This window comes from Rosettibacter primus, assembly GCF_036860675.1.
In the GTDB taxonomy this organism is placed as follows: domain Bacteria; phylum Bacteroidota; class Ignavibacteria; order Ignavibacteriales; family Melioribacteraceae; genus Rosettibacter; species Rosettibacter primus.
Window position 1 is genome coordinate 1 of the sequence record NZ_JAYKGK010000003.1, and the last position, 13,892, is coordinate 13,892.

Genomic DNA, 13,892 nt, shown 5'->3' on the forward strand with positions numbered 1-13,892 from the left:
ATTGACCACATTATAGAAAAAATCTACTTTTTAATGTCCTATATCGGATTTTAGATTAAAATTTTCTTACAAATTATTAATCAAATAAAATTTTCTTAATTTAACAAAGGAATAATAGATTAGATATTTCCATGAACGAAAATAATATTCCCGATATATTTGAAGAACCCGATAGCACTCAACAAATCAAAAGAATAAAAAGATTAGAGCGTTCGGGAAATGATTTTGTTATTTCAGGACTTTGTGCTGGCTTGGGTAAATATTACAATGTCGATATTTCATTTATAAGATTAATCTCAATACTTAGTTTAGCCTTAAGCAGCTGGTTTATTTACATTTATTTATTAGCTTCTTTTATTTTCCCGCTCGAAAAAGAATCTACAACACTAAGTGATCTTGAGAAATTTCGAATTAGAAGAAAAAATTCTTACACAGTTTTAAGCGGGGCTTTAATTCTTGCAGGAATTTTATGGTTATTTAAAAGTACAGAATTGATTCACAGAGATAATTTATTAAATCAAAATTCTTTATTAACCAATTTTATGTATTTAATTATTGGAATTTATTTATTTGATAAAAATTCTTCTGAAGAAGTTACTAAAGATTTTGAACAAGTCTCTAAAAGCAAAAGGATTATGTTTGGTGTGTGCAAAAATTTAAGTGATGATACAGGTATTGATATAAATCTTATAAGAGCATTTTTTATAATTGGCACATTAATAACATCAGGAGCAATTTTATTGCTTTATATTTTTCTTCAAATAATTCAGCCTAGAAAAAGTGAATCAGGATTGACAGATGAAAATGAATTATAAAACACTGCTTGGATTCTCAATTATTGTTTATGGAATCTTATCAATATTAAATGGGAAATTAATTCACATCCCTGCTAATGCAATCTTAGGTATTGCTTTAATGCTTTATGGTATTCCAGCTGTCTACATCTCTTTTAATTATCATAAAAGAAATATGATTGTGTTTTCCTCAATTACTTTTTTCACAGGAATATTTTTAGTATTAAATGTTTACTATAAAGTTTATTCATATACAACATTAGTTCTATTCATTATTTTTGTTTGCAGTGCCATATTTTTTCTATTATTCATTGAAGAGACAAAAAAAAAGTATTATCTATACACAAGCATATTTCTTTTGCTAATCTTATATCCAGCAGTAAAAATAATTCAGAAAATTGAAAGCAGTTATTTTATTTATCATTACTTAAAAATTGGAAATATTATTCTGCCGATAATTTTTATTTTATTAGGAATTAGTTTATTCCTTAAAAGGAATGATTAACTATCTTAATTTTGTTTGCTGAGGGAAATTACCAACAAGATAACTTTGAACTGAAGGTGTTGGCGAACCAGAACTTGATTCAATAGTAATTTTAAGCATTTCTATATTTTCCTTTGGAATAAATGGGAATGAACTAATATGAATATACTCATTACTGCTTGGAGTATAAACACCCATTGAATATGCAATACCTTTACTGACTGCCCATAATTGATAACCCTGATTGGGTTGAAGCGGTTTTACATTTTTAAATTGAATTAATCCTTCCTTAACATCAAATGAAAGGAATACACGTGCACTTGCTTTTTCATTAGGGTCTACACTTGTGAGATTTATAATCATAACATCTTTGTAATTGAAGAACTCAATAAAAGAAAGATAATTGTTCATAAAATTATTTGTTCGGCTCAATTCGCTTCGAAAGAGAGTTATATCGTGATTTAATTCTTCAATTTGTTTGTTCAATGATTCAATTGAAGTAAAAGAATAGTACCCCAACACCGAGAACAATACAACGGAAATTAGAAGAGCAAACCAGCCAATAATTGCTCCACTTGATTTTTCTCTTGGTTGAGTTATTGATGGTTGTGGAGTCATATACTGCACAGGTTTTTCAGGAATTATAGAACCCTCATATTTTGTTTTTGTTTTAGCTGTTTTTTCTTCTTTTGTTTCTTTCACAATTGTAGATTTTGTAAGATTAGAAAGTTGAAATGTTGGTTTGCTAATTTCTTTTTGAGCAGTTTGAAATGTTTTTCCAAGCAAAGTTTTTCTTTTTTCTTCTCTAATTCTTGTTTTAATTTCATCCTGCAGACCGATTAACCTTTTTGCGACCTCATCCTTAAGTGACTCTTTTGGTTGTTCTATCTCAAGAATAATCGGAATTAATGACACAATATTTTGCAATTCCCCCAATGCCCCTTCGGGTAATTCACCTCCGGCATCGACATAATCTTTGAATTGGATAAAATTCTTTCTATCCATGCACCCAATTGCAAAAGCAGCCATCATCTCGTGAATTGCATCATCGGACATTTCTATTACTCCTTCGTCAGGTTATCTCTAAAATTATGTAAAGCATTCATAACTTTGCTTCTAACAGTTTCAATTGGCACATTCAATTTATCCGCAATTTCGTCAATTGTATACCCTTCATAATATGCAAGATGAAGAACATATTTTTGTGTATCTGTAAGTTTTGATAAAGCACGTTCAACTTTTGGCACCAAACTCATTGCAGTATTCAAATCAAGACTATCCATATCATCTGGAAAAGTAGGAATAATAAAATAATCCTCATATTCATCATCGTAGATTTGAGAAGTTGAAAGAGAGTTCCTGCTTCTTCGAAGAGTATCAACTGCTTTATTTCGTGCTAATGTTATAAGCCAGCTATAAACATTACCGTTATTAAAATTGAACCTAAAAGTCTTTCGCCAAACTATTACAAAAACATCTACAAGCACTTTTTCAGCAGTCTCTTCATCGGGCGTAATTTTTTTTATTAAAGTATAAAGAAGTGGTGAATATCTGTCATATAATTCTTCGAGAGCACGCGATTCAAAATTCGCAATCTCTCTCATCAATTCTAAATCTGTTAACTCTTTGAAGCTGTTCAAATATTTTACACCTTCAGAATATTTATAATCAAAACTATTATTACTATTACAAAATTACAATATATTTATTAAAAACTGCATTATTTTATATCAGCAATCCGAATAATTATATGTAACTTCTGAAAAAGATTTCGTATTGACTGTAATTCAAACTACACAAGCATTCTGATGGAACAAAGCGAAAATTTATTTAATAATCAATAGTTTCCTGTTTACACAGAAATGAGACATTGAAATTTCGAGAAACCTCTATAGATTCAAATTTTCACTTAATAAAAATTACATCATCACACATTCCTTCCATTTTTTATTATATTTGCTCACATTTTATAAAAAATCTCTGCATTCACTATGACATCAAACGAAATTAGACAACAATTTTTAGATTTCTTTGTTAATAAAGGTCACAAACTTGTACCAAGTGCACCAGTAGTTCCTCAGGGTGATCCAACTTTACTTTTTACAAATGCCGGTATGAATCAATTTAAAGATGTATTTCTTGGGATTGGTACACGAGATTATAAAAGAGCTGTTGATACACAAAAATGCATAAGGGTTTCAGGTAAACATAACGACCTCGAAGAAGTTGGATACGATACTTATCACCACACTTTTTTTGAAATGCTCGGGAACTGGTCTTTTGGAGATTATTACAAAAAAGAAGCAATTCAATGGGCTTGGGAATTATTAACTGAAGTATGGAAACTTCCTAAAGAAAGACTATGGGCAACAGTATTTAGAACAGATGATGAAGCTTATAATTTGTGGAAAGAGGTTACAGATATTAATCCAGCACATATTTTAAGATTCGATGAAAAAGATAATTTCTGGGAAATGGGCGAAACAGGTCCCTGCGGTCCTTGTTCAGAAATTCACATTAATTTGAGTAATGATTATGAAAATCCAGCATGGGTCAATGCAGGAAAACCCGAATGCATTGAAATATGGAATCTTGTTTTTATTCAATATAATCGTGATGAAAATGGTATCCTTCACGAACTGCCTGCAAAACATGTCGACACTGGAATGGGCTTTGAAAGAATTACTGCAGTTCTTCAGGGAAAAAAATCAAATTATGATACAGACATTTTTACTCCAATAATAAATTCAATAGAAAATCTATCCGGATTAAAATATAATTATAATTTGCCTGCTGAAGATAAATCTGCTGAAGGCCAGAACAATATTGCAATGAGAGTAATTGCAGACCATATCAGAACTCTTACATTTGCAATTGCTGATGGAGCAGTACCAAGTAATGATGGAAGAGGTTATGTGCTTAGAAGATTATTAAGAAGAGCTTCAAGATATGGCAGAAAAATTAATCTTAAAGAACCATTCCTCTATAAACTAGTAGAAGTAGTTGTGAAAAATTTTTCAAATGTTTTTCCTGAAATAAAAGAAAATCAAACTAAGATTGAAAAAATTATAAAAGTAGAAGAAGAAAGTTTTAATTTGACTCTTGATAGAGGAATAGAATTATTTGAAAATTTAATTGTGAAATTGAAAGAAAATAATCAAAAGGTAATTCCCGGAGAAGAAGTATTTAAGCTGTATGATACTTATGGATTTCCAGTTGATTTAACGAATGTGATGGCAAGAGAAAACGGTTTTACAATTGATGAAAATAGATTTAATCAACTAATGGATGAACAAAAAGAAAGAGCAAGAAAATCAACAAAAGAAAAATTAAGCGGGGTAAATGTAATTATTAATTCAACAGATGATTTTGAAATCTCTTCAACTATTCCAACTGAATTTACTGGCTATGATGAACTTAAGACAGATGCTGAGGTAATCGGAATTAAAAATGAAAATGGGAAATCATTTGTTATTTTGAATAAATCACCATTCTATGTTGAAGCAGGCGGACAGGTAAGCGATACAGGCAGCATTATTATTAACGACACTCATCTTTCTGTTATAAACTTATTAAAAATCAACAATCAGATTATTCACATAGTTGAAAATGAATCAGGAATAAAAATTAATCCTGGTGATAAAGTTACTGCATCAGTTGACGAAAAAAGAAGATGGGATATAATGAGAAATCACTCGGCAACTCATTTTCTTCACAAAGCATTGAGAGAAATTTTAGGCAGTCATGTTCAGCAATCAGGGTCTTATGTTGGTCCAGATAGACTTCGTTTTGATTTCAGTCACTTTCAAAAATTAACAGAATCTGAACTCGAAGCAATTGAGTCATTAATTAATGAAAAACTTAGAGAAAATTTGCCACTTTTCCATCATCGGGATGTGCCTTTTGAAGAAGCAAAAAAAATGGGTGCATTAATGTTCTTTGGTGATAAGTATGGCGATAAAGTAAATGTAGTTCAATTTGGAAATTATACAATGGAATTTTGTGGCGGAACGCATGTTAAAAACAGCTCTCAAATAGGTTTACTAAAAATAATAAGTGAATCTTCAATTGCAAGTGGAATAAGAAGAATTGAAGCAGTTACGGGTGCTGGTGTGGAAAAATTTATTAAAGAACAGGAAACAAAAATTAAACACAAAGAAGAACTTTATGAAAAACTGCTTGAAGAAAAGAAAAAACTCGAAAAAGAGTTATCGGAACTAAAGTTTAAGGAAAAATTAAATGTAATAGATTCCATAATTAAAAATTCTGTTGATGTAAATGGAATAAAAATTTTTAAAGGAAAAGTTACTGCAGATAATATGGACGAGTTAAAATTAATGGGCGACGAACTAAGAAATAAAATAAAAAGCGGAATTGGTTTATTAATTTCTGAAATTGATAAAAAAGTTGGAATTGTGTGCATAGTTACAGATGATTTAATTAAGGACAAAAAAATCTCTGCCGGCAAGATTGTAGGAGATGTAGCAAAAATTTTAGGTGGTGGCGGTGGTGGAAGGCCTCATTTAGCTACTGCAGGCGGCAAAGATATAAGTAAAATTGATGAAGCATTAAGCAACTTTGAAAAAATAGTAAGCAGTTTATAAAATATTACTCAAATTCTTTTTTCATCTTTTACTTTTAATCTGATAATTACCTCAACGATTTTATTGCCAATTTTTTTTATATTGATTTAGAATAATTATAACAGCTTCTTATGAATGGCTACAAAATATTAATTGCCGATGACGACGAAACACTCTGTTACCTGCTAAAAGAAGAACTTGTTAATGAAGGCTACCGTGTCGATGTTGTTTATGATGGCAAAGATGCAATCGAAAATCTAAAAAGAAAACAATATGATGTATTGCTTCTTGACCTGGAAATGAGAGAAGTCCATGGCGAGAAAGTATTAAATTTTGTACAGGAAAATTTTCCTTCAACACAAGTAATAGTATTAACAGCAAAGTCAGATATTCGAACTGCAATTGACTGCATTAAACAGGGCGCATACGATTTTATTACAAAACCTTATGAATTTGGACAATTGTGCGTAACAATTGAAAGAGCCATTGAACATCGTGATTTAATTCTTCGAAATAAAATTCTTAGTTCAAAGGTCCAAACATTTCAATCAAATATTATTGGTGAAAGTGACAGTATAAAAGAAGTAATTCGTCTTGCGGAAAGAGCTGCAAAATCAGATTCAAATATTTTACTTGAAGGAGAAACAGGAACTGGCAAAGAACTTTTTGCCGAATTTATACACAAAAATTCAAACAGAGCAGATAAACCTTTCGTTGCAATAAATTGTGCTTCTCTGCCCGATCAGCTAATCGAAAGCGAATTATTCGGTTATGAAAAGGGAGCTTTTACTGATGCCAAAACTTCCAAACAAGGTCTGGTAGAAATTGCTAACGGTGGAACATTATTCCTCGATGAAATTGGAGAATTGAGTTTAACACTTCAGCCAAAACTTTTAAGATTTCTTGAAAATGGCGAATTCAGAAGAATTGGCGGAATTACAAATCTAAGTTCTTCTGTTAGAGTTATTGGTGCTACAAACAAGAATTTAATGGAAGAGGCAGAAAAGAAAAACTTTAGACGCGACCTTCTTTTTAGACTGAATGTAATCACACTTAAAATTCCACCTTTGCGGGAACGACAAAATGATGTTCTGCTTTTAGCTGAATATTTTCTTCAAAAGAAATCTCCTATTAGGGCAACAAAAAAATTATCCGAAGAAGCTAAAAAAGAATTAATGAAGTACAATTTTCCCGGCAATGTAAGAGAACTTGAACATATGATTGAAAGAGCAATAATTTTTTCTGACGGAGATACTATTTATCCTAAAGACCTTAATATTCCAAAAGATGATTTCGATTTCACAAACTTTGTAAAAGATGACGGAACTATAATGTCTCTGGAAGAGGTTGAAAAAATTCATATTAAAAAAGCTCTCGATGCATTCAACTGGAACAGAGAAAATACAGCTCGAGCACTGGGAATAAGCCAGAAAACTTTGTATACAAAAATTATTAAGTATAAACTGAAATAGATGCAAACAGAAGATAAAAGTCTTCCATTAAAACATCTTGCTCATGATATCAATAACATTCTTACTCGAATTTTAAATAGTGTTGAACTTCTGAAGAAAAAAGTAAACAATTATGATGATGTAAGTTCAATACTAAACAGTATTGAAAATGGCACTTATATGGTTTCAGAAATAATTGAAGATGTTATTACCGAAACAATTAACAAAGCACCAAGGAAAAAAAGAATAAATATCAATATTCTTATTAACGACCTTGCAAATACAATAGCAATTCAACTTAAAGAAAAAATTAATTTCGTTTTAAAACTTGAACCTGACCTTAATTTGATTGAAGGAAAATATTCAGATTTTTACAGAGTAATGTTAAATCTTATTGTTAATGCATCCGAAGCAATTCAAAATAAAGGAACTATTACAATTTCTACTTCGAATATAGAATCAAGCAGCACAAATGTTGACGAACTAAAACTTTTTGAAAATCAATCGTTCATTCAAATCAAAGTTGCTGATACTGGAATTGGCATCGATTCTTCAGCACTCCCTTATATTTTTGATGAAAAATTTTCTACAAAAAGCAAAATGAAGAATCGCGGTATAGGTTTAACTATTGTCAATAAAATTATCAAAAGTTATAACGGCTTAATCAAAGTTAAAAGTGAAGCAGGCAAAGGGACTGAATTTACTATTGTTCTACCTGCAATTAAATCACGTAAAAAGAAAAATCATAATGGCAAAAAAACCATCTTAATTGCAGAAGACGAAATTATTCTTAGAGAATTATTGTCAGAGTTGCTCGAATCTTATGGTTATAATGTTGTAACTGCTTCTGATGGTAAAGATGTTATATCAAAGATAAATTCCAAACTGATTCCTGACATTTTAATAATTGACCAGAAAATGCCGGATTTAGATGGAATCACCTGTATTAAGAAAATCAAAGAAATATATGAAGATTTACCTGTTATACTTGCAACCGGTTCACAAAGTGATTTTTTGGAGGACACAAATTTAACAAGCATCGTAAATAGAGTTATTAACAAACCCTATAACATCGAAGAAATGGTTTCAATTATAAGAGAACTTATCGGTTAATTAAAATAATTTATGAAAACAATTTTGTTACCCGGAACAACTCATCAAGTTAAATTTCTATTTGAAAATATAAAGACAAAATTAGAACAAATATTAATAATTGGCGCTGGACATGAGAATATTGCCATCGAAATCTCAAAGCATTATAACTCAAAAGTAAATTTAATTGTAGATGATTACGAATCATTCATAATTTCAAGACTTGAATTAAGGAATAACCAGGATATAAATGCAATCATTATGGAATATGAAAAAACAGATTTCGACGATAACTATTTTGATTTAATTTATGCTCAGGCTTCAATTTCTCTAACTAATAGAAATAAAATCATTAAAGAAATAAAAAGAATTTTAAAACCGAATGGATATTTTTGTGCAGGAGAACTTATTTCACTCAAAAAAGAAACACCAAAATTTATGAAAGATATTTATGATTCGTCCGCTTTGCTGCCATTGTTTATTGATGATTTAGAAAAATACTACATAGAAAGAAATTTTAAGGTAATTAACAAAATTGATTTGTCTAATACTCTAAGAGATTATTATTCAACAGCAATCGAAAAATTAAAAAGTGCCAAAGATAAATTAGATGATAAAGAAAAAGCATATTATAAAAAAGTAATAAACAGATTCAGTCACGAATCAAATGCTTATCTAAAATTAGGTGGAAATAAATATCTTGGATTTTTCGTTTTATTATTACAAAAGGGTGAAAATTGAAAAAGGGAGACTTAATCGAACTCGAAATTATTGATTATGCCTTTGAAGGGAAAGGAATAGCAAAAATTATAAAAGAAGTACATAAGCATGAGGAAGTTAATCCAAAAAAATTTGTTGTTTTTATTGATAACTCTTATCCCGGAGATAAAATCATAGCTCAGCTAACAAAAATTAAAAAAACTTATGCAGAAGGAAAGATAAAAGAATTTATCGAAAAATCTCCTTATCGTGTTGAACCCAGGTGCAAATATTTTGGAACATGCGGCGGTTGCAAACAACAGAATCTCGATTACAAAATTCAATTAAAATACAAAGAAGAACAAGTAATAGACATATTCGAAAGAATCGGCGGCTTATCAAGCTTTGAAATTAATTCCATAATTCCTTCAGAAAAAATTTTCTTTTACAGAAATAAAATGGAATTTTCTTTTGCTACAAAAAGATGGATTACGGAAAATGAGATTGCTTCAATGCAGGAAGTAAAAGACAAAGACTTTGCACTTGGTTTACACATTCCCAATTTCTTTGACAAAGTTCTTGATATTGATGAGTGTTTTTTGCAATCAGAATTAAGTAATAAAATTCTAAACTTCTCAAGAAAATTTTTTAAGCAACGCAATTCTTCAATTTATTCAACACAAACACATTCTGGTTTTTTGAGAAATCTTGTTATTCGACAATCAGCTCATTCTAATGATGTAATGGTAAACCTTGTTACTTCGGAAGAAAACGAAAAATTAATGATAGAATTTCGTGATGAACTATTAAATAATTTTCCAGAGATAACTACTTTTGTGAACAATATTAACAAAAAAAAATCACAAGTGGCTACTGGTGATTATGAAATAGTTTATCATGGTTCAGGTTACATTTATGATTATATTGGAAATTATAAATTCAGAATAAGTGCTAATTCATTTTTTCAAACGAATACACTCCAAGCAGAAAAACTTTATAAAACTGCAATGAATTTCGCTTTATTAAAAGGTGATGAAGTTATTTATGATTTATACTCGGGCGCAGGTACAATTCCAATTTTTATTTCAAAAAATGCTAAAGAAATTTATGGATTTGAAAGTGTTTCTTCTGCTGTAGCTGATGCAAACATCAACATTGAAATAAATAATGTTTCTAATTTTGAACCATTGCTCTGGGATTTAAATAAATCATTACTGCCATTCATCAAACAAAAAAAATTACCCCCTCCGGACATTATAATTGCAGACCCGCCAAGAAATGGAATGAATCCCAAAACTATAAATGATATTTTGCAATTAAATCCCGAAAAAATAATTTACATTAGCTGCAATCCAGCAACGCAAGCAAGAGATATAAAACTTCTTTGTAACGAAAAATATAAATTGATAAAAATTCAGCCTATTGATATGTTTCCTCATACCTATCATATTGAAAATGTAGCTTTGCTAAAAAAAATAAGCTGATATAAAAAATGAATGAAGAGGTAAAAAAAAGAATTGAAAATATTTTCAGGAATTCTAATTCATCAGATGAATTATTCGATGCATTTGATGAAGCAATAAAACTCAAAATAAATGATGTAGAAATTTATAAAATTTTGCTTGCCAATCCAGCCTTATCGCTCGACGAAATAAAAATGTATACAGAAAAACTATTACGTGAACTTACTGAACATAGATTTCAAATATCAATGTGGACAGCCAAAGTTTTTGAAAATCTTCAGAGTAATTTCGATTATCTTGAAAGTGCTATTAACTATTACATTAAATCAATTCAAATTAATCCTTCTTCTTATGAACCTTTATTGGGACTTCTTAAACTTTACAACTATGATTTAGAGCTTCCAACCAATCAAAAAATATTAAAAATAATTGAAGAAAATTTGAAGCAGGTAGAAATAAAAAGTAAAGTTTACTTTGCACTTGCAAACTTATATAAAAAACTTGGCGACCATCAAAAAGAAGCTAAGTATGCTGCACTTGGTGAAAAATCAATGGAACAAGAACGCGATATAAAAGATTAGCTTTTTATTTAATATTTGTAAAATGTTCGTCTTCTTTTTAATAATAATATCCTATCGTAAAGTAAAAAAATGTTGGGCTCCAAACGACAATATTTTTCGGAAGCGTATTTTTAATATAAAAACTTTTCCCGAACGAAAAATCAGCTGGTCCTACTGGAGTTTGGAAAGAAATTGTTCCTCCAATTCCATGTCGTAAATCTTTAAATCGAATTTCTTCTTTCTGATTCCATATTGAGCCTAAATCGTAACGAAGACTAACATATGTTGTAAAAAAAAGTTTCACAGGTAATTTATATCGATAGCCGAGTGAAGTAAGAAAAATTTGTCTCCCTCGATATTCATATTCTCTCATCCCGAAGAAAGAATTTTGTCCACCAAGTGAAAATTGCTGGCTCAGTGGCAAAGTTTTATCTGCAAAACCAAAAATTGTTTTGAAAATCATTGTATGATTTTTAATTATGCTAAAAGTGTTTTTATAATCAAAGTAAAATTTTGTATAACTTACATCACCGCCCAATGCTGCTTGAGCAGTTTCATAAAAGGTTCTTACAAGAAATCCCTCACTTGGAAAAGGATAATCGTTTTGAGAATCAATAAAAAGTGTAAATCTAATACTTGATATCATTGATTTATAAGTTGGGATAGAATAGTTAGACTTATTTTTAATTTGGTCCTGTTGAAATCTTGCTTCAATTAGTAAATTACCAAACCTTTGAACTTGAGTTCCAACACCAAATGACCCACCATAAAATATTTGTCTATATTCTCCAATTTTATTTCGAATAAATCTGTTGAATGCTGCAGTCGTATCGTTGCTATAAACATTCACATCATTGAATTCATAAAATGCTCTTAGTTTATAGGTTAAATATGTATCAAATACACGGTTGGCCTTATGTTCTAAAATATATGAACGTGTTCTGATTCCACCGGATAATATTGCTCCAACTTCAGTTCCTGTCCCATTAAAATTTTCGTCACGAATATCAACTGACATTTGTGAATAATTTTCATTATCAACTCTAAAACCTAAACGCAAAACACTTGATGGTTTTTCTATCAATCGTATCTTGATATCATTTTTTCCAGAATTATTTTCTGTTAATAATTCAACCTGTTCAAATAAATTTGTACTGCGAAGATTTGATAAACCCTTTTTTGCATCTTCATATTTAAAATAATCGCCCTGTTTAAGTGGAAATTCCCTTGTTACAATTCTTTCATTTGTTTTTTCATTTCCTTCTACAAAAACTTTATTAATTTTTCCTTCATTAATTTTTATTAGAAGTTTATTAGAATCTTCGTAGAAATCTACTTCTTCTATCTGTGTTAGAACATAACCTTTTGAGCGATAGAGATGCAAAATTTGAAGAAGTGCTTTCAATACCGAATCGGGATTAAATGGTTTGCCAAGAAGAGGATTTAAAATGTCTGTAAAATCTTTTGCTGTTAATAATGAATCACCACTCAATTCATAACTTTCTATTTTAGAATTATAAATGGCATGCAGAGTAACAAGTGTTTTATTATTATCTTTAACTATTTCATAGAATAAATCTTTAAAATTACCAGTTCGCTGCAAGAGATAAAGTTTGTACAACAGATCTTTCTTGCTTATTAAATCATAATGTTCTGTATTTATTATTGTATCTATTCTGAAAGAATTGTTAACAATAAAAACATTTGTCAAATATTCATTTTGAAATTGTAAATTATTTTTAAATTGTAATTCGAATTTCTTCTCAATATTATCAACAACTTTTTTTGCTGCTTCATAACCTTTCGCGACCAGTTCATTTAAGCTATCGAAATCAGTATTTTTTCTTCCTTGCAAATCGGGTTGAATTATAAAATCAGCTTCTTCAAGTTGTTGTTCATTTAAGATTTGCATCGGGATACTAACTAACTGGTCTGCAATTACCCATGGATAATTTAATTCACTTTCCTGATAAAGCGGACTTACTGTATTTGCAGCTATTACAATATCAGCTCCAAGTTTTCGCGTTTCTTTTACGGGTATATTAGCTACAAGTCCACCATCAACCAAATTATAAGAATCTTTTTTGACTGGAGGCAAAAGAAGAGTAACACTTGAACTTGCCTGCAACGCAAGTCCAAGTGGAGGTTCTGAAAGAATAATTTCCTTGCCTGAAACTAAATCTGTTGATATTGCTCTAAACTTATAAAGCAGTTCATCAAAATTATTTTTTGATTTTATAGGTGCACTCAACGCAAGTAAATTTAGATAATTGGCACCGCGCTGCCCTGAGAGTATAGATTTCGGAATTAATGGCTTGAGTCCTTCCAGTCTAAATGTTACAACAGCTTTATCCTGTGTAATTTTCTGTTCTACAAATAATTCATTTCTATTTGTCTGTTCAATTGAGAAAAAATCTCCCCAATTAGTTGATACAACAATTGAATCAAGTTCATTCAAATTGTAACCAGAAGAATAAAGTCCGCCAATTATACTTCCCATGCTTGTTCCAACAATAATTTCTACTGGAAGATTTTTTTCTTCAAAAGCTTTTAATATTCCGAGTTGAGAAATTGCACGTGCCCCCCCACCACTTAATGCAATCCCAATTTTGGGAAGATTAGCAGGTATTTTTTTAGTTAACCCAAATGGTAAATTTTTATCTATCAGATTTAACCGCAGCGTATCTTTTGGCTGCGCAAACATAGAAGCAGTTAAAGCAATAATTATGAAAAATTTATATGCTTTATTCACACCGGTTACCAGAC

11 protein-coding genes are annotated in these 13,892 nt (G+C 30.0%); 8 read left to right on the forward strand and 3 right to left on the reverse strand.

Annotated features, from left to right (window positions below):
- Window positions 1-131: 131 nt before the first annotated feature.
- Together VJY32_RS04795 and VJY32_RS04800 are read left to right on the forward strand one after the other, a co-directional pair.
- Window positions 132-815 carry a PspC domain-containing protein gene (locus VJY32_RS04795; protein WP_353676759.1) on the forward strand — a complete coding sequence of 228 codons (684 nt, stop codon included), beginning with the start codon at window positions 132-134 and terminating at the stop codon, window positions 813-815.
- A complete protein-coding gene (locus tag VJY32_RS04800; RefSeq protein ID WP_353676760.1) occupies window positions 799-1,299 on the forward strand; it encodes a hypothetical protein in 501 nt (166 codons plus the stop codon). The genes VJY32_RS04795 and VJY32_RS04800 overlap by 17 nt, the downstream gene beginning before the upstream one ends.
- On the opposite strand, the gene VJY32_RS04805 is transcribed toward VJY32_RS04800, so the two are convergent.
- Entirely contained in the window at window positions 1,300-2,334 is a 1,035-nt protein-coding gene (locus VJY32_RS04805; RefSeq protein WP_353676761.1) for an anti-sigma factor, read from the reverse strand. It abuts the gene before it with no gap.
- Between the two features lie 5 nt (window positions 2,335-2,339).
- On the reverse strand, window positions 2,340-2,918 hold the full coding sequence (locus VJY32_RS04810; RefSeq protein WP_353676762.1) for an RNA polymerase sigma factor: 579 nt from the start codon (window positions 2,916-2,918) through the stop codon (window positions 2,340-2,342).
- A gap of 351 nt (window positions 2,919-3,269) precedes the next feature.
- Here VJY32_RS04810 and alaS point away from each other — a divergent pair, with 351 nt between their 5' ends.
- The 6 genes from alaS (at window position 3,270) to VJY32_RS04840 (ending at window position 11,147) form a co-directional block, all read left to right on the forward strand.
- Window positions 3,270-5,882, forward strand: coding sequence for an alanine--tRNA ligase (gene alaS / locus VJY32_RS04815; RefSeq protein WP_353676763.1), 2,613 nt, complete (start codon window positions 3,270-3,272; stop codon window positions 5,880-5,882).
- Between the two features lie 110 nt (window positions 5,883-5,992).
- Complete coding sequence (locus tag VJY32_RS04820) at window positions 5,993-7,333, forward strand: sigma-54-dependent transcriptional regulator (protein ID WP_353676764.1); 1,341 nt, start codon at window positions 5,993-5,995, stop codon at window positions 7,331-7,333.
- Window positions 7,334-8,425 carry an ATP-binding response regulator gene (locus VJY32_RS04825; RefSeq protein ID WP_353676765.1) on the forward strand — a complete coding sequence of 364 codons (1,092 nt, stop codon included), beginning with the start codon at window positions 7,334-7,336 and terminating at the stop codon, window positions 8,423-8,425.
- A 12-nt stretch (window positions 8,426-8,437) separates the two neighbouring features.
- Complete coding sequence (locus VJY32_RS04830) at window positions 8,438-9,145, forward strand: class I SAM-dependent methyltransferase (RefSeq protein WP_353676766.1); 708 nt, start codon at window positions 8,438-8,440, stop codon at window positions 9,143-9,145.
- On the forward strand, window positions 9,142-10,587 hold the full coding sequence (rlmD, locus tag VJY32_RS04835) for a 23S rRNA (uracil(1939)-C(5))-methyltransferase RlmD (RefSeq protein ID WP_353676767.1): 1,446 nt from the start codon (window positions 9,142-9,144) through the stop codon (window positions 10,585-10,587). The genes VJY32_RS04830 and rlmD overlap by 4 nt, the downstream gene beginning before the upstream one ends.
- A gap of 8 nt (window positions 10,588-10,595) precedes the next feature.
- A complete protein-coding gene (locus VJY32_RS04840) occupies window positions 10,596-11,147 on the forward strand; it encodes a hypothetical protein (RefSeq protein WP_353676768.1) in 552 nt (183 codons plus the stop codon).
- Window positions 11,148-11,184: 37 nt separating this feature from the next.
- Here VJY32_RS04840 and VJY32_RS04845 read toward each other — a convergent pair whose 3' ends face one another.
- Window positions 11,185-13,878: a BamA/TamA family outer membrane protein gene (locus tag VJY32_RS04845; RefSeq protein ID WP_353676769.1), complete on the reverse strand. Its 2,694-nt coding sequence runs from the start codon at window positions 13,876-13,878 to the stop codon at window positions 11,185-11,187.
- Window positions 13,879-13,892 lie beyond the last annotated feature (14 nt).

Excerpts from the sequence above, each read along its gene's own strand:
- alaS (WP_353676763.1), top strand. The coding sequence starts at position 3,270 with ATGACATCAAACGAAATTAGACAACAATTTTTAGATTTCTTTGTTAAT.
- VJY32_RS04805 (WP_353676761.1), bottom strand. The coding sequence starts at position 2,334 with ATGTCCGATGATGCAATTCACGAGATGATGGCTGCTTTTGCAATTGGG.
- VJY32_RS04820 (WP_353676764.1), top strand. The coding sequence starts at position 5,993 with ATGAATGGCTACAAAATATTAATTGCCGATGACGACGAAACACTCTGT.
- VJY32_RS04825 (WP_353676765.1), top strand. The coding sequence starts at position 7,334 with ATGCAAACAGAAGATAAAAGTCTTCCATTAAAACATCTTGCTCATGAT.
- VJY32_RS04795 (WP_353676759.1), top strand. The coding sequence starts at position 132 with ATGAACGAAAATAATATTCCCGATATATTTGAAGAACCCGATAGCACT.
- VJY32_RS04800 (WP_353676760.1), top strand. The coding sequence starts at position 799 with ATGAAAATGAATTATAAAACACTGCTTGGATTCTCAATTATTGTTTAT.
- VJY32_RS04840 (WP_353676768.1), top strand. The coding sequence starts at position 10,596 with ATGAATGAAGAGGTAAAAAAAAGAATTGAAAATATTTTCAGGAATTCT.
- VJY32_RS04830 (WP_353676766.1), top strand. The coding sequence starts at position 8,438 with ATGAAAACAATTTTGTTACCCGGAACAACTCATCAAGTTAAATTTCTA.